Source organism: Cupriavidus taiwanensis, from assembly GCF_900250115.1.
Classification (GTDB): domain Bacteria; phylum Pseudomonadota; class Gammaproteobacteria; order Burkholderiales; family Burkholderiaceae; genus Cupriavidus; species Cupriavidus taiwanensis_B.
In genome coordinates, this window is sequence record NZ_LT984803.1 from 2,010,765 (window position 1) to 2,029,653 (window position 18,889).

Annotated in this window: 19 protein-coding genes; 5 read left to right on the plus strand and 14 right to left on the minus strand. The window is 66.3% G+C overall.

Translation table 11 applies throughout. The features are described from left to right. Positions 1–3: 3 nt before the first annotated feature. The 4 genes from pepE to CBM2586_RS09520 all read left to right on the plus strand — a co-directional run bounded on the left by pepE (position 4) and on the right by CBM2586_RS09520 (position 3,448). Entirely contained in the window at positions 4–720 is a 717-nt protein-coding gene (gene pepE, locus CBM2586_RS09505) for a dipeptidase PepE (RefSeq protein WP_115687318.1), read from the plus strand. 29 nt (positions 721–749) lie between these two features. Continuing rightward, positions 750–1,673 (plus strand): DUF1177 domain-containing protein, encoded by a 924-nt coding sequence (locus CBM2586_RS09510; RefSeq protein WP_115687319.1) that lies wholly within the window; start codon positions 750–752, stop codon positions 1,671–1,673. Then, positions 1,670–2,389 (plus strand): AroM family protein, encoded by a 720-nt coding sequence (locus CBM2586_RS09515; protein WP_115687320.1) that lies wholly within the window; start codon positions 1,670–1,672, stop codon positions 2,387–2,389. The genes CBM2586_RS09510 and CBM2586_RS09515 overlap by 4 nt, the downstream gene beginning before the upstream one ends. A gap of 66 nt (positions 2,390–2,455) precedes the next feature. Beyond that, entirely contained in the window at positions 2,456–3,448 is a 993-nt protein-coding gene (locus tag CBM2586_RS09520; RefSeq protein ID WP_115687321.1) for a Bug family tripartite tricarboxylate transporter substrate binding protein, read from the plus strand. Positions 3,449–3,472: 24 nt separating this feature from the next. Here CBM2586_RS09520 and truB read toward each other — a convergent pair whose 3' ends face one another. The 8 genes from truB to CBM2586_RS09560 form a co-directional block, all read right to left on the minus strand. Beyond that, positions 3,473–4,429 (minus strand): tRNA pseudouridine(55) synthase TruB, encoded by a 957-nt coding sequence (truB, locus tag CBM2586_RS09525; protein WP_115687322.1) that lies wholly within the window; start codon positions 4,427–4,429, stop codon positions 3,473–3,475. Positions 4,430–4,514: 85 nt separating this feature from the next. After that, positions 4,515–4,883 (minus strand): 30S ribosome-binding factor RbfA, encoded by a 369-nt coding sequence (gene rbfA, locus CBM2586_RS09530; RefSeq protein ID WP_115687323.1) that lies wholly within the window; start codon positions 4,881–4,883, stop codon positions 4,515–4,517. Between the two features lie 59 nt (positions 4,884–4,942). Continuing rightward, positions 4,943–7,828, minus strand: coding sequence for a translation initiation factor IF-2 (infB, locus tag CBM2586_RS09535; protein ID WP_115687324.1), 2,886 nt, complete (start codon positions 7,826–7,828; stop codon positions 4,943–4,945). Between the two features lie 88 nt (positions 7,829–7,916). Further along, on the minus strand, positions 7,917–9,392 hold the full coding sequence (nusA, locus tag CBM2586_RS09540; RefSeq protein ID WP_115661852.1) for a transcription termination factor NusA: 1,476 nt from the start codon (positions 9,390–9,392) through the stop codon (positions 7,917–7,919). Beyond that, positions 9,389–9,877, minus strand: coding sequence for a ribosome maturation factor RimP (gene rimP, locus CBM2586_RS09545; RefSeq protein WP_018007726.1), 489 nt, complete (start codon positions 9,875–9,877; stop codon positions 9,389–9,391). The genes nusA and rimP overlap by 4 nt, the downstream gene beginning before the upstream one ends. Positions 9,878–10,179: 302 nt before the next feature. Continuing rightward, positions 10,180–12,054, minus strand: a complete 1,875-nt coding sequence (gene rluB, locus CBM2586_RS09550; protein ID WP_115687325.1) for a 23S rRNA pseudouridine(2605) synthase RluB — start codon at positions 12,052–12,054, stop codon at positions 10,180–10,182. 5 nt (positions 12,055–12,059) lie between these two features. Continuing rightward, a complete protein-coding gene (gene scpB / locus CBM2586_RS09555; RefSeq protein WP_115687326.1) occupies positions 12,060–12,914 on the minus strand; it encodes an SMC-Scp complex subunit ScpB in 855 nt (284 codons plus the stop codon). Positions 12,915–13,500: 586 nt separating this feature from the next. After that, positions 13,501–14,259 carry a sulfite exporter TauE/SafE family protein gene (locus CBM2586_RS09560; protein ID WP_115687327.1) on the minus strand — a complete coding sequence of 253 codons (759 nt, stop codon included), beginning with the start codon at positions 14,257–14,259 and terminating at the stop codon, positions 13,501–13,503. A gap of 77 nt (positions 14,260–14,336) precedes the next feature. On the opposite strand from CBM2586_RS09560, the gene fnr reads away from it, so the two are divergent. Next, a complete protein-coding gene (fnr, locus tag CBM2586_RS09565; protein ID WP_115661848.1) occupies positions 14,337–15,062 on the plus strand; it encodes a fumarate/nitrate reduction transcriptional regulator Fnr in 726 nt (241 codons plus the stop codon). Positions 15,063–15,116: 54 nt separating this feature from the next. Here fnr and CBM2586_RS09570 read toward each other — a convergent pair whose 3' ends face one another. From CBM2586_RS09570 to ccoO, 6 genes are read right to left on the minus strand one after another with little or no spacing between them, the layout of a single operon-like run. Continuing rightward, positions 15,117–15,362 (minus strand): hypothetical protein, encoded by a 246-nt coding sequence (locus CBM2586_RS09570; protein WP_012353116.1) that lies wholly within the window; start codon positions 15,360–15,362, stop codon positions 15,117–15,119. Further along, on the minus strand, positions 15,359–15,568 hold the full coding sequence (locus CBM2586_RS09575) for a FixH family protein (RefSeq protein WP_115661847.1): 210 nt from the start codon (positions 15,566–15,568) through the stop codon (positions 15,359–15,361). Before CBM2586_RS09575 ends, CBM2586_RS09570 begins: the two co-directional genes overlap by 4 nt. A 43-nt stretch (positions 15,569–15,611) precedes the next feature. Further along, positions 15,612–17,084, minus strand: a complete 1,473-nt coding sequence (gene ccoG / locus CBM2586_RS09580; RefSeq protein ID WP_115661846.1) for a cytochrome c oxidase accessory protein CcoG — start codon at positions 17,082–17,084, stop codon at positions 15,612–15,614. Between the two features lie 49 nt (positions 17,085–17,133). Next, positions 17,134–18,051, minus strand: coding sequence for a cytochrome-c oxidase, cbb3-type subunit III (gene ccoP, locus CBM2586_RS09585; protein WP_115661845.1), 918 nt, complete (start codon positions 18,049–18,051; stop codon positions 17,134–17,136). 2 nt (positions 18,052–18,053) lie between these two features. Continuing rightward, positions 18,054–18,218: a cbb3-type cytochrome oxidase subunit 3 gene (locus tag CBM2586_RS09590; protein ID WP_010809472.1), complete on the minus strand. Its 165-nt coding sequence runs from the start codon at positions 18,216–18,218 to the stop codon at positions 18,054–18,056. A gap of 3 nt (positions 18,219–18,221) precedes the next feature. Then, the gene (gene ccoO, locus CBM2586_RS09595; protein WP_115661844.1) at positions 18,222–18,881 is read right to left on the minus strand and encodes a cytochrome-c oxidase, cbb3-type subunit II; all 660 of its coding nucleotides are present in this window, start codon (positions 18,879–18,881) and stop codon (positions 18,222–18,224) included. Positions 18,882–18,889 lie beyond the last annotated feature (8 nt).

Below are 18,889 nucleotides of genomic sequence, written 5' to 3' on the forward strand. Positions count from 1 at the left end.
CCCATGGAACTCCTGTTACTCAGCAACTCCTCCAGCGACGCGGGCTACCTCGTCCATGCCCACGACGCCATCCGCGAACTGGCCGGCGGGCGCACCCGTGCCTGCTTCCTTCCGTTCGCCGGCGTCACGCGCGACTGGGACACGTATGAAGCATTGGTGCGCGACGCACTGGCCCCAGCGGGCATCGACGCGCACTCGCCGCACCGGCTCTCCGATGCCGACTGCGTGCGGGCAGTGGAAGCGGCCGAACTGATCGTCATCGGTGGCGGCAACACCTTCCGCCTGCTGCAATGCCTGCGCGAACGCGGCCTGCTGTCCGTCATCGCGCGCCAGGTGACGGCGGGCGCCGCGCGCTATATCGGCTGGAGCGCCGGCACCAACGTCGCCTGCCCGACCATCCGCACCACCAACGACATGCCGGTCGCCGACCCCGGCGGCCTCGATGCGCTTGCGTTGGTGCCCTTCCAGATCAACCCGCACTACTTCAACCTGGTGGTGCCGGGCTTCCGCGGCGAAACGCGTGACCAGCGCCTGGCCGAGTTCACCGTGCTGCAGCCGCGGATGCCGGTGCTGGGCTTGCCGGAAGGCAACTGGGTGCGCGTCTCGGGCGATCGCATGGAGATGGGCGGCGCGCATGGCGCACGCTGGTTCCTTGGCCAGGAGATCGAAGACGTCGCCCCCGGCGCATTGTCGGTGCCGGCCTGCGCCACTGCCATCTGACCCATCGCAATACAGGAAAGCCAAGCAAGATGTCCATCAAGCAGGTGATTGAATCGATCGAGTTGCTGTCCGCAGCCAATGTCGACGGCGCAGCCGTTGCCGCTTTGCTGCGCGCACGCGGCATCAGCGACGTCGCGGTGACGCGCGTGGAAGAAAACGGCCTCTACACCGACTTCCTCGCCTGCACGCTGCCCGGCCGCAACCCCGACGCACCCGCGCTGGGCGTGGTCGGACGCCTTGGCGGCGTGGGCGCGCGCCCGGCCGTGACCGGGCTGGTCTCCGATGCCGACGGCGCCATCGTCGCGGTCGCCACCGCGCTGAAGCTGGCCGACATGGCCGCCGGCGGCGACGTGCTGGCCGGCCCCGTCCGTATCCATACCCACATCTGCCCGCACGCTGCCACGCGTCCGCACCAGCCGGTGCCAATGATGAAGTCGCCCTTCGCCATGCGCACGATGATGTCGCACGAGGTCCATCCGCAAATGGCGGCGATCCTGTCGGTCGATACCACGCGCGGCAACCGCTTCGTCAACCGGCGCGGCATCGCGCTGACGCCGGTAGCCAAGCAAGGCTGGCTGCTGCGGCTGCCCGAACGCATGCTGGACCTGATCGGCTGGGTCAGCGGCGAGCTGCCGGTGGTGTTGCCGCTGACCACGCAGGACATCACGCCTTACGAAAACGGCCTGTGGCACGTCAATTCGATCATGCAGCCCGCCATCGTCACCGATGCACCGGTGGTCGGCGTCGCCCTGACCGCGCAGACCACGGTGCCGGGCTGCGCGACCGGCGTGACCAATGCGCATGACCTGGACGTGGCGACGCGCTTCTGCATCGAGGCTGCGAAACTGTTCGGCCAGGGCCAGTGCCCCTTCTACGACGTGGACGAGTGGGCCGAACTGCAGCGGCGCTACGGCTCGCTGGCGCACCTGCAAACCGTTGGGGTGGCGGCATGACTGCCACGGCCGAACGGCTGCCGCGCGTGGCGTTCGTCACCATCGGGCAGGCGCCGCGGACCGACGTGGTGCCGCAGGTGCTGGCCGACCTGGGCCTGCCAGTGGCGGCGGAAGAATTCGGCATCCTCGACGACCTCGACGCCGACCAAATCGCCGCACTCGCCCCTACCAGCGGCGAATACCGCTTTGCCAGCCGCCTGCGCGACGGCTCGCAGGCAGTGATGGGCAAGCCCGTGGCCGAGGCCATGCTCGCGCGGCTGATGGCATCGCTGGACGATGGCCGCTTCGACGCACTGGTGCCGCTGTGCACAGGCACCGCGCTGCCGCCGCTGCGCACGCTGGTGATCGAGCCGCAGCAGGTAGTGGATCACCTGACTGTCGCGCTCGCCCGGGGATGCAAGCGGCTCGGCATCGTGCTGCCCCTCGAAGGCCAGGTCGGCAGTTTCCACCTGATCGAGCCCGTGTCCTGCGAAATGCGTGTCACGCATGCATCGCCCTACACGGACACCGGCGCCGACACGGGCACCGGCCGCTTCGCGCGGGCCGGCGAGGTGCTGCGCGGCTGCGACCTCGTAGTCATGCACTGCATGGGCTATACCGAGGCAATGCGGGCGGAAGTCGCGCGCCATGCCCGTGCGCCGGTGCTGCTCTCCAACCGGATGGTGGCCAGGCTGTTGGGCCAGGTATTGGCAGGCCGCAACGAATCCGGCCTGTGATGTTTTTTCGGGTAAGGGCAAGCCCGCTGACAGATTGCCTGTGACATTGCTGGAGCGGAAGTAACAATGGAAAAGGTGGCGAAGTGGATGGGGCCGCTGCTGCGCGGCATGGTGTACATGAGCCTGGGCGCGGTAGCGGCCACGGGCGCGCATGCGCAGGAGTGGAAGCCGTCGAAGCCGGTGCGGTTGCTGGTCGGCTTCGCGCCGGGCGGTTCCGCCGACCTGCTGGCGCGGCTGGTGCAGGGACCGCTGTCCGAAAGCCTCGGCGTGCCGGTGGTGGTGGAAAACGTGCCGGGCGCGGGCGGCAATATCGCCGCCGACAAGCTGGCCAAGGCGCCGGCCGACGGCTATACCATCGGCATGGGCGCGGCCGGTGCGATGGCGGTGACGCATGTGCTCAACCCGAAGGGCACGCCGTACAAGGCGGATGACTTTACGCCGATCGCCATGCTGGCGACGCAGCCCAACGTCGTCATCATCAACCCCGCCCTGCCAGTCAAGTCGATGGCAGATTTCACCGCGTACGTAAAAAAGACGCCACAGGTCACCTATGGCACCGCGGGCGTCGGCACGTCCAACCACCTGATCGCCGAGACCATGCTGCATCGCCTCGGCGTCGATATGGTCCACGCGCCGTACAAGGGCGCCACGCCGGTGATCACCGACCTGATGGGCGGCCATATCGCCATGACCGTCGACAACATCACCACCGCGGCAGCGCTGGCCAAGTCCGGCAAGGTCCGCGCCATCGCCGTCACCGGCAGCAAGCGCTCGCCGCTGTTGCCCGACGTGCCGACGCTGGCCGAGAGCGGCCTGAAGGATTTCAATATGCCGACCTGGCAAGGGATCTTCGGCCCGAAGGACCTGCCCAGGCCGATCGTCGCCCGCTACAACCAGGCACTGGTGAAGGCGCTGGCGAATCCGGAAGTGAAGAAGAAGATGGCGGAATTCGGCTCCGAGCCGGTCGGCGACACGCCGGAGCATTTCGCCGGGTTCCTGGCACAGGACCGCAAGATGTGGGCCGATGTGATCAAGGCAGCGAAAATCACGCTCGACTGATCCGATACCGGCAAGGAGCGGCGCCTACAGCTTGACCAGTCGCTCCGGCCGCAAAGCGCCCTCGCGCATGCGGGCAACGCCGAGCAGGCGCGCCGGCGCGCCGGCATAGACGCGCGCCAGCACGCCTTCCGCGATATCGGTGCCCTCGGGCAGGTCGCGGCGCGCAATGCGCTGTCCCTGCAGGAAGCGCGAAGCGGCAGCTTCGTCCAGCGTCACGGGCGGGCTTTTCTGCAGCAAGGCGTCGACCGGGGCCAGCATGCCTGGCCGCGCGGCATCGTCCTGATGCTCGATCTGCTCGAGCGTCACCGCACCGTCCAGCGTCAGGTCGCCCACGGCAATGCGGCGCAGCCCGGTCAGGTGGGCGCCGCAGCCCAGCGCCTCGCCGATATCCTCGGCCAGCGTGCGGATGTAGGTGCCCTTGCTGCAGGTCACGCGCATGGTGAACGCAGCCGTGGTGAACGCCGGGGGCAGCGCGCAATCCAGCAGTTCGATCGCGTGGATGGTGACACGGCGCGCGGCGCGCTCGACCGTCTGCCCTGCGCGCGCGTACTCATACAGCGGGCGGCCATCCTTCTTCAGCGCCGAATGCATCGGCGGCACCTGTTCGATCTCGCCGGTAAAGCGCACCAGCGCCTGCTCCACCGCGGCGCGGTCGCAGGTCACCTCACGGACATCGAGCAACTCGCCCTCGGCATCGCCGGTACTGGAGCGCGCACCCAGCCGCACCACGGCGTCATAGGTCTTGTCCGCTTCCAGCAGGTCCTGCGAGAACTTGGTGGCCTCGCCGAAGCACAGCGGCAGCAAGCCGGTGGCCAGCGGGTCGAGCGTGCCGGTATGCCCGGCCTTGTTGGCGCGCAGCAGGCGCTTGGCGCGCACCAGCGCATCGTTGGACGACAGGCCCAGCGGCTTGTCGAGCAGCAGCACACCATGGACGTCGCGGCGCGGCAGGCGCGGCGGGCGAGCGGCGTTGGAATCGGTCATCGGAGGAAACAGGAGCGACGCTGATGCAGCGCGGCGTGCGACCCTGGTGGTCGCGCTGCCCATGCCTGGCGGCATGGGCACCGGCTCAGTCGTCTTTCGAACGCGTGGCGTTCGCTTCGTTGATCAGCTTGGACATCTCGATCGCGTGCTCGACCGAGGTGTCGTGATGGAAATGCAGCGTCGGCACGGTATGGATGTGCAGGCGCTTGAACAGCAGCGAGTGCAGGTAGCCCGCCTTCTCGTTGAGGATGGCTGCGGCCTCGGTGGCGTCGGCCCCCAGCACGGTGAAGTACACCTTGGCGTGCGCATAATCGGGCGTCAGCGTGACCGACTGCAGCGTGACCAGGCCGAGGCGCGGGTCGCGCAGCTCGCGCTGGATCATCTCGGCCAGGTCCTTCTGGATCTGGTCGGAGATGCGGAGGTTGCGGGAGGAGATATTGCCTTTCTTGGCCATTCAATACTGTTCTGCTGAGATGACAACGGCAGGCCGAGGCCTGCCGTTGCTTGCGACGCTTACAGCGTACGCGCCACCTCGGTGATTTCGTACACTTCGAGCTGGTCGCCTTCCTGAACATCGTTGAAGTTCTTGATCGACAGACCGCACTCGAAGCCTTGCTTGACTTCCTTGACGTCGTCCTTGAAGCGCTTCAGCGAATCCAGCTCGCCGTCGTGGATGACCACGTTGTTGCGCAGCACGCGCACCAGCGAATTGCGCTTGACCACGCCGTCGGTGACCATACAGCCGGCCACCGCGCCGACCTTCGGCACGCGGAACACCTGGCGCACCTCGACCGTGCCGGTGGTGGTTTCGCGCTTCTCCGGCGCCAGCATGCCCGACATCGCCGCCTTGATCTCGTCTACCGCATCGTAAATGATGTTGTAGTAGCGGATATCGATGCCATTGTGCTCGGCCAGCTTGCGCGCGCCCGCATCGGCACGCACGTTGAAGCCGATGATGACCGCCTTCGATGCCGTCGCCAGGTTGACGTCGGACTCGGAGATGCCACCCACGCCGCCGTGCACGATCTGCACGCGCACTTCCGCCGTCGACAGCTTCTGCAGCGACTGCACCAGCGCTTCCTGCGAACCCTGCACGTCGGCCTTGACGATCAGCGGCAGCGTCTGGACTTCGCCTTCCGTCATCTGCTCGAGCATGTTCTCCAGCTTGGCGGCCTGTTGCTTGGCCAGCTTCACGTCGCGGAACTTGCCCTGGCGGAACAACGCGATTTCGCGCGCCTTGCGCTCGTCCGGCAGCACCAGCACTTCCTCACCGGCGGCCGGCACTTCCGACAGGCCCTGGATTTCCACCGGGATCGACGGGCCAGCTTCCTTGGTCGGCTTGCCGTTCTCGTCCAGCATGGCGCGCACGCGGCCGTAGGCGCTGCCAGCCAGGACCACGTCGCCACGCTTGAGCGTGCCGCTGCTGACCAGGATGGTTGCGATCGGGCCCTTGCCCTTGTCGAGCTGGGCTTCCACCACCAGGCCCTTGGCCGGGGCGTCGACCGGCGCCTTCAGTTCCAGCACTTCGGCTTGCAGGAGCACTTGCTCGAGCAGGTCTTCCACACCGGTACCCATCTTGGCGGACACCGGCACGAACGGCGAATCGCCGCCGTATTCTTCCGGCACCACCTGCTCCGCAACCAGTTCCTGCTTGACGCGGTCCGGGTTGGCATCGGGCTTGTCGATCTTGTTGATCGCCACCACGATGGGCACGCCGGCAGCCTTGGCGTGCGCAATCGCCTCCTTGGTCTGCGGCATCACGCCGTCGTCGGCTGCGACCACCAGGATCACGATGTCGGTTGCCTTGGCACCGCGGGCACGCATGGCCGTAAAGGCCTCGTGACCCGGGGTGTCCAGGAAGGTGATCACGCCCCGGTCGGTTTCCACATGGTAGGCACCGATATGCTGCGTAATGCCGCCGGCTTCGCCCGCGGCCACCTTGGTGCGGCGGATGTAGTCCAGCAGCGAGGTCTTGCCGTGGTCGACGTGACCCATCACGGTCACCACCGGCGGACGCGGCAGTTGCTCGGCGTCGGTGTGTTCTTCACCGTCCACCACCAGCAGCGCTTCCGGATCGTCCAGCTTGGCGGCGAACGCCTTGTGGCCCATTTCTTCCACCACGATCATGGCGGTTTCCTGGTCCAGCACCTGGTTGATCGTCACCATCTGGCCGAGCTTCATCATCTGCTTGATGACCTCTGACGCCTTCACCGCCATCTTGTGCGCGAGATCGGCCACGGAGACGGTTTCAGGCACATGCACGTCACGCACCACCGGCTCGGTCGGCGCCTGGAAGCTGCTGCGGCTGTCGTCGTGCTGCTGCCTGCCGCCACGGCCACGCGGGCCACCGCGCCAGCCGCCCACGCCGCCCGACGAATCGCCGCGCGTCTTCAGGCCGCTGCCCTTCTTGCGGCTGCTGTCGTCCTGCCAGCCCGCCTTCACGACCTTGCCCTTCTTGTCGGCGGTTGCCGTGGTCGTGGTCGTTGTGGCCGGCTTCTTGTCGTCCTTCTTCGCTTCCGTGGTCGCACCGGCCGGCTTCACCGGTTTGTGCAGCGTACCAGTCTGCTCGGCCTTCTTTTCTTCAGCCTTGCGCTCGGACGGCGCCTTCAGCACGCGCGGAGGTGCGTTCAGCATCTGCTGGATCGCACGAGCCTCGGCTTCGGCAGCCTCGCGGCGCTTGCGCGCAGCGACTTCCTGCTCGGCGCGGGCCTTGTCGGCAGCGGCCTTGGCCTCGTCCGCCGCCTTCTGCGCCTCGGCGCGTTCAGCGGCGACGCGTGCCTTCTCGTCCTCTGCCTTCTTGCGCGAGGCATCCTCGTTGGCCTCGGTCACGGCGCGCGATGCCGCAGCCTCTTCCTCTGCCTTGCGGGCGGCGAGTTCGGCCTGGCGGCGCTGTTCAGCCTCCAGGGCTTCCTGGCGGACACGGCGCTCGGCTTCCTCACGCTCGGCTGCCTCGCGGGCGGCCTTGGCTTCAGCTTCCTGGCGCGCCAGCAGTTCGGCCTGGCGGCGTTCTTCCTCTTCGCGACGTGCCTCTTCGGCAGCGTCGACCACCGCGGCTCGCGCCTCGGCACCGTCGGCCTGGGCGTCATGCGCAGCTTCGTCGCGCTTGATCAGCACGCGCTTCTTGCGCACTTCCACCTGGACCGTGCGGGTCTTGCCGGTGCCATCCGACTGGCGGATCTCGGAGGTTTCGCGCTTGGTCAGCGTAATCTTCTTGCGGGCGCTGTCGTCGGACTGGCCGTGCGAGCGCTTCAGATAGTCCAGCAGCCTGGTCTTATCCGATTCCGTGATGATGTCTTCTGGCGTCGCCTTGCCCACCCCAGCCGCCTGCAATTGTTCCAGCAGGGCAGCTGCGCTGCGACTCAGTTCTGCGGCCAGTTGGGCAACTGTTGTGCTTGCCATTCAAACCCTTTCAATGCTTGGTTTCTACGTCGGGACAAATTGTTGCGGAAAGCGCGCCCGGTCCGGTTTCAGCGGTCGGGCGTGTCCCTCAGTTGAACCAATGTTCCCGTGCTTTCATGATCAGCGACTTGGCTTCTTCCTCGCTGACACCAGTCATCTCGACCAGCTCGTCCACGGCCAGTTCGGCCAGGTCGTCACGCGTATGGATATCGCCTTCGGCCAGCTTGCCGATCAGTTCCGGGTTGAGGCCGTCGAGCGAGCGCAGGTCCTGCGACACCTCTTCCACCTTTTCTTCCCGGGCCAGTTCCATCGTCAGGAGCGCATCACGCGCGCGATTGCGCAGCTCGTTGACGGTGTCTTCGTCAAAGGCCTCGATCTCCATCATTTCACTGATGGGGACATAAGCCACTTCTTCCAGCGTGGAGAAGCCTTCCTCGATCAGGATGTCTGCCACTTCCTCATCCACGTCCAGCTTGGACATGAACAGCTTGCGCACCACATCGCTCTCTTCGGCCTGCTTCTGCGCCGATTCTTCCTGCGTCATGATGTTGATCTGCCAGCCGGTCAGCTCGGACGCCAGGCGCACGTTCTGACCGCTGCGGCCGATGGCCACGGCGAGGTTTTCCTCGTCGACCACCACGTCCATGCTGTGCTTCTCTTCATCGACCACGATCGACTGCACCTGTGCTGGCGCCAGCGCGCCGATCACGAACTGCGCCGGGTCTTCCGACCACAGCACGATGTCCACCGCCTCGCCGCCGATCTCGTTGCGCACCGCGGTCACGCGCGTACCACGCACGCCCACGCAGGTGCCGATCGGGTCGATGCGCTTGTCGTGCGCCACCACCGCGATCTTGGCGCGCACGCCCGGGTCGCGGGCAGCCGCCTTGATCTCCAGCAGGCCCTGCTCCATTTCCGGCACTTCGTTCTCGAAGAGCTTGATCAGGAAGTCGGGTGCAGTGCGCGACAGCTCTATCTGCGGGCCACGCGCGGCGCGGTCGACATTCAGGATATAGGCGCGCACGCGGTCGCCGGTGCGCAGGTTTTCCTTGGGGATGATCTGGTCACGGGCCAGCAGCGCCTCGACGCGGCCGGATTCCACGATCAGCCCCTTCTTGTCGGCGCGCTTGACCGTGCCGGTCATGATCTTTTCGCCGCGGTCGAGGTAGTCGTTCAGGATCTGCTCGCGCTCGGCATCGCGGATACGCTGCAGGATCACCTGCTTGGCGGCCTGCGCGCCGATGCGGCCGAACTCGACCGACTCGATCTGCTGCTCGATATAGTCACCCAGCTCGATAGCGGGGTTTTCCTCGCGGGCCTCGAACAGCAGGATCTGCTTGTCCGGCTCCTGCAGGCCCAGCTCGTCGGGAACGACCAGCCAGCGGCGGAAGGTTTCATGCTCGCCCGACTCGCGATCGATCGCGACACGGATATCCACGTCTTCCTCGAAACGCTTCTTGGTGGCCGAGGCGAGCGCCGCCTCCAGGGCACCGAATACCACATCCTTGTCGACGTTCTTCTCACGCGCAAGCGCATCGACGAGCAACAGAACTTCGCGGCTCATTGCTTGTTCCCTTTTCTTTGATTTCCTTTGAAGTCGATCACCGGCACCAGACGTGCCTTGTCGACATCGGATACGGCAAATTCCAGCAGCGCCGGGCCATCCTTGCCCTCGAACTCCAGGCCGATCTTCTCCTCGCCCGCGGCGCCGGTGGGCTCGCGCAGGATGCCGGTAAAGTTCTTCTGTCCGTTGACGGGCAGGCGCAGCGTCACGCGCGCCTCGGCGCCGGCAAAGCGGATGAAGTCGGCCAGCTTCTTCAGCGGCCGGTCCAGTCCGGGCGACGAGACCTCGAGGCGTTCATAGTCGACGTTCTCGACCGTAAACACGTGGGTGAGCTGGCGGCTCACCTTTTCGCAATCCTCGATGGCAATGCCGGTTTCAGGCTGATCGATGTAGACACGCAGCAATCCGGCCGGGGCACGCTCGAGCTCGACCAGCTCATATCCCATGCCGCTTAGGGTGGTTTCGATCAAATCTGCCAGATGCACTGTTATCCCGAGTAATGGCCATCAACACCGTGGCAGGCAAACCCGCCGGTGCCGTCCGGGACGACCCTGTTGCAGCGCTGCCTGTCCGCCACCTCTTCCGCCCACGCGGAAGCACCGAAAAACGGGCGAACCAAAAAAAAATGGGCGCAATGCCCATCATTCGCCCATCCTCGGACGAGGATGGCTTTTTGAATAGACTTGAATTATACGCGGATTATGTCGAAAAGGCAAAAGCCAGACATTACCGCGAACGGCATGCGGCGCTGGCAGGCGTTGTTCCCGCCATGCGCCGCCCGCGGCGCTTAACGATTGCCGCCGCGGTTGCCACCCCGGTTGCCGCCGCCGCCACGCGGCGTACGGTTGCCGCCGGACTTGGCTGCCTTCGGCATCACGTTGCCATTGGCCTCGCCACCGCGGCGAGGCTTGCCCTGACCCTGACCGGCCTGGCCTCTGGCGCCGCTCGTGCCGCCCATGCCGGCACTGCCTCCACGTCCCTGGCGCGCGCCGGCGCCGCGGCCACCGCCGAGGTTGGCAGCGTGCGAAGTCAGCAGCGTCGGCCCATGGCTGATATAGCCCATCGACGTCTTCATCGGATCCGGCTGGCTGCTGCGGCCACCGCCGCCGCGCGCGCCGCCCTGATCGAAGCGCGGCAGGCCGTCCATGCCGGTATGCATCGGCATGCCGGCAATCGCCGCCTCGGTGCGCTGCTTGCGCCCGCCCACCTTGGTGGCGCCCTTGGGCGCCTGCTCGCCCTTGCCGGGCACCTTCAGGCCGACGCTGCTCATCAGCGTCTTGACGTCATTCGGCTCCACTTCCTGCCAGCGGCCGCGCTTGAGGCCCCGCGGCAGCAGGAACTGGCCGTAGCGGGTGCGGATCAGGCGCGACACGGTCAGGCCGACCGCCTCGAACATGCGGCGCACTTCGCGATTGCGGCCTTCGGTCAGGGCCACGTGGTACCAATGGTTGGCGCCCTCGCCGCCACCGTCGGCAATGCGCAGGAAGTTGGCCTCGCCGTCATCGAGCTTGATGCCGTGCAGCAGGCGCTGGCGGTCGGCTTCGGCCAGCTCGCCCAGCGTGCGCACCGCGTATTCGCGCTCGACCCCGTAGCGGGGATGCATGAACCGGTTGGCAATGTCGCCCGAGGTGGTGAAGATCAGCAGGCCTTCGGTATTGAAGTCCAGCCGGCCCACCGCGACCCATTTGCCGGTCTTGATGCGCGGCAGGTTGTCGAACACGGTCGGACGGCCTTCCGGATCGGACTGGCTGACGATCTCGCCGGCAGGCTTGTGGTACAGCAGCACGCGCGGCGGCTTGGTCGACACCTTGCGGTGGATCAGCTTGCCGTTCACGCGGACTTGGTCGGCCGGCAGGATGCGCTGGCCGATATGCGCGGGAAGTCCGTTGACCGAGACCCGGCCCTGCAGGATCAGCTCTTCCATCTCCCGGCGCGAACCCAGGCCGCCGTCGGCCAGCACCTTGTGCAGCTTGGGCGCGTCGTCATCGGCGGTCAGCTCGCGCACCGGCTTGGCCTTGGTGCGCGGGATGACGGTGTCTTCGCTGTCGTACTGCTCGGAGATGACGAAGCGGAACAGGTCTTCGCTGCTCGCCGCGGCCTTGTCGCCACCGGCCTGGCCCTTGCGCGCGGCCTGCGGCTTGCCGCCATCCTTGCGCCGGCCCTGCTGGCGTGCGCCGGCGCCCTGGTTGTCGCCGGACGTGGCCGCCTTGCCGCCGCGCGGGGCCTGCTTGCGCTTGCGGGCCGGCTGCTCCGGCTTGTCGGCGCCTTCGGCCCGGGCCGCGCGGTCGATCTTGTCTGCCTTGCTGCCGCCCTGGCTGCCCTGCCCGCCTTCGCCCTGGCCCGTCTTGCGCTTGCCGCGGCCACGCTGGCCGCCACGCCCTGCACCAGCTGCGCCCGCGCTTGCGGCGCCCCCCGCCTCTGCGGCATCGCCCGGGCCGACCGCGCCGGCGCCTTCGGCGCCTTCAGCGCCCTCCGCGCGGCCCTGCGCCGCCTGGCGACGCGATGCCACCAGGTTCCTCAGACCGCGGCGCAGCCCCTTGCGGCGGGGCGCGGCGTCGCTGCCCGTTCCGGGTTCTGCGGCGCCGGTGTCGGCGGATGCACCCGCATGGCGGGCGTCTTGCTCAACGGAATCAGACAAGATATTCACTATCGGATGTTGCATGTTGTTCAGTTCGGCACGCGCTCGTCGTGCTCGCTCGGGTGCGGCGCGATGCCGTCGTCCGGCCGCTGGTCCCGCGCTGCCTCCGCAGAGGGCGCGACCGGTTCGGCGGCATCGCCCGCCACCGCCTCGGCAGCCAGCGGCAGCGGCTGCGCATCAAAGCCATCGGCACCGTCTTCGCGCGCGGCGGTTTCGCCATCGCGCGCGGGCGACGGCTCGGCCGCTGCCGATGTGTCGGCCGGCGTGACCGGCTCGGCAAAGGCTTCCTCATCGGCGCTGGCCGGCTTGTGAGCCGCCAGGTCCTCGAAATTGATCGCCTGCTGCTCCAGCAGGGCGGCCTGCGCCTGTGCCTGGGCATCCTCCAGCGGCGGCAGCTCGTCGAGCGTGCGCAGCCCGAGGTCGTCCAGGAATGCCTTGGTGGTGGCATACAGCGCCGGGCGACCCGGCACATCGCGATGGCCGATCACCTCGATCCAGCTGCGGTCCTCGAGCTTCTTGATCACTTCCGTACTGACCGTCACGCCGCGGATTTCCTCGATATCGCCGCGGGTCACCGGCTGGCGGTAGGCGATGATCGCCAGCGTCTCCATCACCGCGCGCGAGTATTTTGGCGGTTTTTCCGGATTCAGGCGGTCGAGGTATTCCCGCATTTCGGGCCGGCTCTGGAATCGCCAGCCACTGGCCAGCGCGACCAGTTCCACGCCGCGCGGGCGCCAGTCCTGGCGCAGTTCATCCAGCAGCACGCGGATGGTGTCTGCGCCGACGTCATCGTCGAACAGGCGGCGCAGATCGTTGACGCGCAACGGTTCCTGCGCGCAGATCAGCGCCGTTTCGAGGACGATCTTCGCCTCTTGGGTATTCATGTTGATGGTGTGCAGCCTGTCTTTGCACCTGCTCCCGGACGGATCCGGGGCACCGGAGATTTTGGATACAGCGGTGCCAAAGCCACCGCCATCTCATCGCGCAGCGAGCCGGATACCTGCCGCACCCAGGCCGTGCACTTCCCTTTCTTTGCATCGAGTTGCCGGGGCTTCCGGCAGGAGATCGTCCGCATGCCGTCATGGACCGGCCAGCGAACCTCTTGCGTCGCTCGTCCACACAAGCGGACATCGCGGTCGGCGAACTGAACGCCTCGGACGCAAGAAAATACGGGTATCGGGAGCAAGGCCGGCATCTGCCACGCCGCAGCGCCAACCGGACTTTTGAACCAGATCTTTTGAACCGGATGGACCGCGGGGACTGGCGCTCATCGAAAGCCTTCCGCTTCCCGCGTCCCGAGCGCGCCTTCGGATATGAAGGCCGCCAGGCGCTGTTCGCCGCTGCTTACCGCAGCCTGTCTGACTCCGCGCGATACCGCAATGCAGGCGATTGTATGGCATTCCCGCCTCCGCCTGCAACCATCATCCTGCTTGCGCGGGGTGCCAACGCCGCACGATGCCCCGTGCCGCGTCAAAAGACCAGGCAGAAGCCCTGTTCCGCCAGCGAATGTGGCAGCAGCACCGCCCGCGCGATGCCAAGCCCGCCGAACGCCATCACGGCAAGGCCCGCGCCCAGGCGCACGCCCGGCCGCCGCGACCACAGCCTGAGATAGCCCGACAGCCCGGACAGCACCAGCAGGTTCGGCAGCGTGCCAAGCCCGAATACGCCCATCACCAGCGCACCCGAGCCGGCATTGCCCGCCAGCAGTGCCAGCGTCAGCGCACCGTAGACCATGCCGCAGGGTACCAGCCCCCACGCCAGGCCCACGCCGTAACGCCGGGCCAGCCCGCCGCGCGCCCGCACGAAGGCCGGCATCGCGCCGGCAAGCCCGCCGAGCCGGCCGGCCATCGCAGTGCTGGCGCGCGCCGCCAGCCGCTCCAGCCAGGTCACGGTAAAGGTACTGCCGCGCAGCAAACGCCACCCCGACCACAGCAGCATCAGGCTGCCGGCGCCGAACAGCCAGCGCTGCACCGGCAGGTAGTCCTGTCTCCAGGCCGTGGCGCCGGCGGCGCCCAGCGCGGCACCGAGCAGCATATAGGTGCTAATCCTGCCAAAGTGCATTACCAATAACTCTCCGAGCCACGCAGTCCTGCTGCGCACCAGGCCGACCGGCGCAGTCTTGCAGCGCCGCTGCTCGACAGCCAGCGCCACCCCGCCGCACATGGCGGCACAGTGCACGCCGCCAAGCAGGGCAAGCAGGAAAACGCTGATCAATACGCCAAATGTCAATTCTGTCTCCCTGCCGGATCACATCGCACGGTAAAATGACCATATCGTGCCCCGCTGCCATTTCTAGCAGGTTCCAATTGCTCACCTCCATCCCCATTACCGAGATGTCGCCCCGCTGCTCCACCTGTGCAATGGGACAGCTGTGCCTTCCGGTTGGCATGTCGCAGCAAGACCTTGCCAAGATCGACACGCTGGTGCAGGAACGCATCCGCGTGCACAAGGGGGAAACCCTCTACCGCATGGGTGACCCGCTCACTGCGGTCTACGCCATCCGCTTCGGCACGCTCAAGACGCATGTCACCACCGAAGACGGACGCTCGCAGATTACCGGTTTCCACCTGCCCGGTGAAATCGTCGGCCTCGACGGCCTGGGCGAGATGCAGCATGCATCCGATGCGGCCGCGCTCGAAGATACCGAAGTCTGCGTGGTCCGCATGAACGACCTGCAGTCGCTGTCGGCCGACCTGCCTTCGCTGCAGCAGCAATTCCTGCGCCTGATGGGCAAGGAAATCACGCATGACCAGTTGATGCTGGTCACGCTCGGCTCGATGCGCGCCGAGGAACGCCTGGCCGCCTTCCTGATCAACCTGTCGGAACGGCTGTCCGCGCGCGGCTATTCCGCGTCCGAGTTCGTGATGCGCATGAGCCGCGAAGAGATCGGCAGCTACCTCGGCCTGAAGCTCGAGACCGTCAGCCGGCTGTTCTCTCGCTTTGCCGAGGCCGGGCTGATCCAGATCCGCCAGCGGCATGTCAAGCTGATCGACATCGACGGCATCAAGCAACTCTACAGCCGTACCTGCTGAGCCACCGCGGCGTTGCCGCGCCGCCTGCGGCGGCGGCAACGCCGCGTCCCTTTCCTATTCCAGCTCGTCCGTATCGGCAAGCCGCGTCGGCATGGTGTACAGCGTCAGTCCGCTGGACAACGCACAGAACACCCACGCCAGCAGGAAGCCGACGGTATAGACGGACTCGCGCGACGATTCGATCGGATGGCCGAAGAATTTCAGGTCGCCCGGATCGACGACGGAAAAAACCGTCGCCGTCGCCAGGCCCGCCATCAGGAAGCCCGGCCACAGCACCCACATCAGCCAGCGCAGCCTCATGGCTGCCTCGCTGCCGCGGACTTGGGCGGCACAGCTTCCATCTTCTCCACCACCAGGCCATGCCGCGTCGCGCCCTGTACCGGCATGTCGGGATGCGCCGCCGCCAGCCAGATCGTCACGCCGCACGCCACCATGGCCACCAGCGGCCCGGCCATCAGCAGCCACGGCCACGGTTCCTTCCACCACGGATTGCCTTGCCGACTCATCTTGCCCCCTTCGTCCTGGCGACTACGTAAGAGTCGCCTAGCTTCACAAATCGCGCGGCACGATAAAACTGGTGGATTGCCGGATTTCGGCATGCCCCTGCTCCGTGCCTTCGCTCGTTACCGTTACGTTGATCTTGTGCGTGCCCTGCCTGGCGGCCTCGATCGGCACGCGGATGCGGATCGGCAGCAGCCGGTTGGAGGTCGGCGCCAGCGATTCGGCCTGCTTGTCGTATTCGACCATCAGGTCCTTCAATTCATCGCTGTCGGCGCGCACGCGGATCTGCATCGGCGCTTCGGTGGTGTTGATCAGCTGCAGCCGATAGACGTTCTCGATCCAGCGCCCTTCCACTTCCCGGCCCAGCGCACCGCGGTCGCGGATGATGTCGACCTTCAGCGGCGTGCGCAACATGATCGACGCCATGAATCCCGCCAGCAGCGCCGCCCAGATCACCGAGTAGATGATGACGCGCGGACGCAGCAGGCGTTTGCGCGATGCCGCAGCGGACAGACCCTTGCGCATCGCGTTTTCCGAGGTGTACCGGATCAGCCCGCGCGGGTAGTCCATCTTGTCCATGACCTGGTTGCAGGCGTCGATGCAGGCGCCACAGCCAATGCACTCGTACTGCAGGCCATCGCGGATATCGATGCCGGTCGGGCACACCTGCACGCAGATGCTGCAGTTGACGCAATCGCCCAGGCCAGCCTGGTGATGGTCGGTCTTGCGCGAGCGGCTGCCGCGCGGCTCGCCCCGGCCGACGTCATAGGTCACGACATAGGTGTCGCGGTCCACCATCACGCTCTGGAAACGCGCGTAGGGGCACATGTACTTGCACACCTGCTCGCGCATGAAGCCGGCGTTGCCCCACGTGGCAAACGCATAGAACAGCATCCAGAACGCCTGCCAGGGTCCCAGCGACAGCGCCAGCACCTCGCCGCCTAGTTCCCGGATCGGCGCAAAGTAGCCGATGAACGTGAAGCCGGTCCAGAGTGCGATCAGTACCCACAGGAAATGCTTGGTTGCCTTGATGCGGAGTTTACGCAGGCTCCACGGATCCCCGTCGAGGCGGATACGGGCGATACGGTCGCCTTCGACCCGCCGCTCGATCCACATGAAGATCTCGGTATAGACCGTTTGCGGGCACGCGTAGCCGCAGAACAGCCGCCCCGCGATCGCCGTGAACAGGAACAGCGCCAGTGCCGAGATCACCAGCAGCACGGCCAGGTAGATGACGTCCTGCGGCCACAGCACCAGCCCGAAGATATAGAACTTGCGCTCGCCAAGATCAAACAGCACGGCCTGGCGTCCGTTCCACTGGAGCCAGGGCGTGCCGTAATAGATCAGCTGGGTCAGGATCACCAGCCAGACCCGCCAGCTGGAGAACGCGCCCTTCACCGAGCGGGGATAGATCTTGCGGCGGACCTCGTAAAGGGTTTCTTCCGAGGTTTCGCCCGGCGCAGCGGCCGACCGTTGCAGGTCGGCCGCCCGGGCCACTTCGTCGGTCCCGGGCGCGTTCATGGGCGAGTTCTCCCGCGAGCCCCGAGCGCTCGCTCACATGAGTCGTCGATCATTGCCCGGCTCCGCTTCCCGTATTGGACAAACCCCACACATAGGCCGTCAGCATGCGGATGCGTTCGGGCGTCAGGATCTCCTCGTGTGCCGGCATATGGTTGTTGTGGCCCTTCAGGATGGCCTCGACAATGCTGGCTTCCGAGCTGCCATAGAGCCAGACGTTGTCCGACAGGTTCGGCGCACCGAGCGCCTGGTTGCCCTTGCCGCCGGAGCCATGGCAGGCCACGCAGGTAGTCTTGAACGCGCCTTCGCCGCGCGATACCCGGATCGGATCCGACGACAGCCCGGACAGCGAACGAACATACTGCGCCACGTCGCCCGCCTGCTTGGCATCGATGGATGCGCCAAACGGCGGCATCACGCCGTTGCGGCCCTTGGTGATGGTCTGGCTGATGGTCTCGGGCTCACCGCCGTACAGCCAGTCGTTATCGGTCAGGTTGGGGAAGCCCCGGCTGCCGCGCGCGTCCGAGCCATGGCATTGCGCGCAGTAGTTCAGGAACAGGCGCTGGCCGATCTCGCGCGCCTGCGGGTCCGCCGCCACCTGCTTGACGTCCATCTTCAGGTACTTGCCGTAGATCTCGTTCTGCATGCGCTCCTGCGCCGCCCGGTGCGCGGCCAGTTCGCCCTGCGTGGAGAACTTCAGCACGCCGGCGTACGAGCCCAGGCCCGGGTACAGCACGAGGTAAGCAAGGCCGAAAATGCAGGCCAGCAGGAACATCCACATCCACCAGCGCGGCAGCGGGTTGTTCAGTTCGCGCAGATCGCCGTCCCAGACATGGCCGGTATCTTCCGAGCCACCGGGGGTCTTGGTGATCTTGCGTTGCGAAAACAGCAGCCATACGCACCAGACGATGCCGATGAGCGCGATGGCGGCAATGTAATAACTCCAGAATTCGGAAATGAAATCGCTCATGGCTAGGTGTTCCGGCTCGATGTTGTCGTAGTTTCGTCAGGCAGCGCGAACGGCAGCATGGCGGATTCGCGGTTGGCGGCCTGGCGGCCGGCGGACCAGGCCCACCAGCAGATGCCGAGGAAGACGACCATTGACACGACGGTCGCAATGGCAGTGATCATGGCCATGGCTTACTCCTTCGGTGCCGCTGCGGCGGCATCGACGCGGACGTTGCGGCGGTTGGTGCCGAGGCCCTGCAGGTAGGCAACCAGCGCATCTTCTTCGGTCTTGCCTTTCAGCTCTTCCGGCGCCTTTGCGATTTCGGCGTCGGTGTACGGCACGCCCAGCCTGACCAGCGCGCGCATGCGCGCCTGGATATCGTTGGTGGGCAGCTCGGCCTTCTCCAGCCACGGGTACGACGGCATCACGGATTCCGGCACCACGTCGCGCGGGTTGCGCAGGTGGATGCGCTGCCAGTCGTCGGAGTAGCGGCCGCCCACGCGTGCCAGATCGGGACCGGTACGCTTGGAGCCCCACAGGAACGGATGGTCGTAGACCGATTCGCCGGCGGTGGAGTAATGGCCGTAGCGCTCGGTCTCGGCCTGCAGCGTGCGCACCTGCTGCGAATGGCAGCCGACGCAGCCTTCGCGGATATAGACATCGCGCCCCATCAGCCGCAGCGGCGAATACGGCGTGATGCCCGGATCCGGCTCGGTGGTGGAGTGCTGGAAGAACAGCGGCACGATCTGGACCAGACCTGCGATGCTGACCACGAGGATCGTGCAGATGATCAGCCAGCCGATGTTCTTCTCCAGCGTTTCGTGGGAAAAGAAGCGTTGTTTGTCGGACATCTTTCTAT

Excerpts from the sequence above, each read along its gene's own strand:
- CBM2586_RS09575 (WP_115661847.1), bottom strand. The coding sequence starts at position 15,568 with ATGAGTCGGCAAGGCAATCCGTGGTGGAAGGAACCGTGGCCGTGGCTG.
- infB (WP_115687324.1), bottom strand. The coding sequence starts at position 7,828 with ATGGCAAGCACAACAGTTGCCCAACTGGCCGCAGAACTGAGTCGCAGC.
- ccoP (WP_115661845.1), bottom strand. The coding sequence starts at position 18,051 with ATGAGCGATTTCATTTCCGAATTCTGGAGTTATTACATTGCCGCCATC.
- CBM2586_RS09590 (WP_010809472.1), bottom strand. The coding sequence starts at position 18,218 with ATGGCCATGATCACTGCCATTGCGACCGTCGTGTCAATGGTCGTCTTC.
- nusA (WP_115661852.1), bottom strand. The coding sequence starts at position 9,392 with ATGAGCCGCGAAGTTCTGTTGCTCGTCGATGCGCTTGCGCGTGAGAAG.
- CBM2586_RS09510 (WP_115687319.1), top strand. The coding sequence starts at position 750 with ATGTCCATCAAGCAGGTGATTGAATCGATCGAGTTGCTGTCCGCAGCC.
- pepE (WP_115687318.1), top strand. The coding sequence starts at position 4 with ATGGAACTCCTGTTACTCAGCAACTCCTCCAGCGACGCGGGCTACCTC.
- CBM2586_RS09570 (WP_012353116.1), bottom strand. The coding sequence starts at position 15,362 with ATGAGGCTGCGCTGGCTGATGTGGGTGCTGTGGCCGGGCTTCCTGATG.
- ccoO (WP_115661844.1), bottom strand. The coding sequence starts at position 18,881 with ATGTCCGACAAACAACGCTTCTTTTCCCACGAAACGCTGGAGAAGAAC.
- ccoG (WP_115661846.1), bottom strand. The coding sequence starts at position 17,084 with ATGAACGCGCCCGGGACCGACGAAGTGGCCCGGGCGGCCGACCTGCAA.
- scpB (WP_115687326.1), bottom strand. The coding sequence starts at position 12,914 with ATGAATACCCAAGAGGCGAAGATCGTCCTCGAAACGGCGCTGATCTGC.
- CBM2586_RS09515 (WP_115687320.1), top strand. The coding sequence starts at position 1,670 with ATGACTGCCACGGCCGAACGGCTGCCGCGCGTGGCGTTCGTCACCATC.
- truB (WP_115687322.1), bottom strand. The coding sequence starts at position 4,429 with ATGACCGATTCCAACGCCGCTCGCCCGCCGCGCCTGCCGCGCCGCGAC.
- rbfA (WP_115687323.1), bottom strand. The coding sequence starts at position 4,883 with ATGGCCAAGAAAGGCAATATCTCCTCCCGCAACCTCCGCATCTCCGAC.
- rluB (WP_115687325.1), bottom strand. The coding sequence starts at position 12,054 with ATGCAACATCCGATAGTGAATATCTTGTCTGATTCCGTTGAGCAAGAC.
- CBM2586_RS09520 (WP_115687321.1), top strand. The coding sequence starts at position 2,456 with ATGGAAAAGGTGGCGAAGTGGATGGGGCCGCTGCTGCGCGGCATGGTG.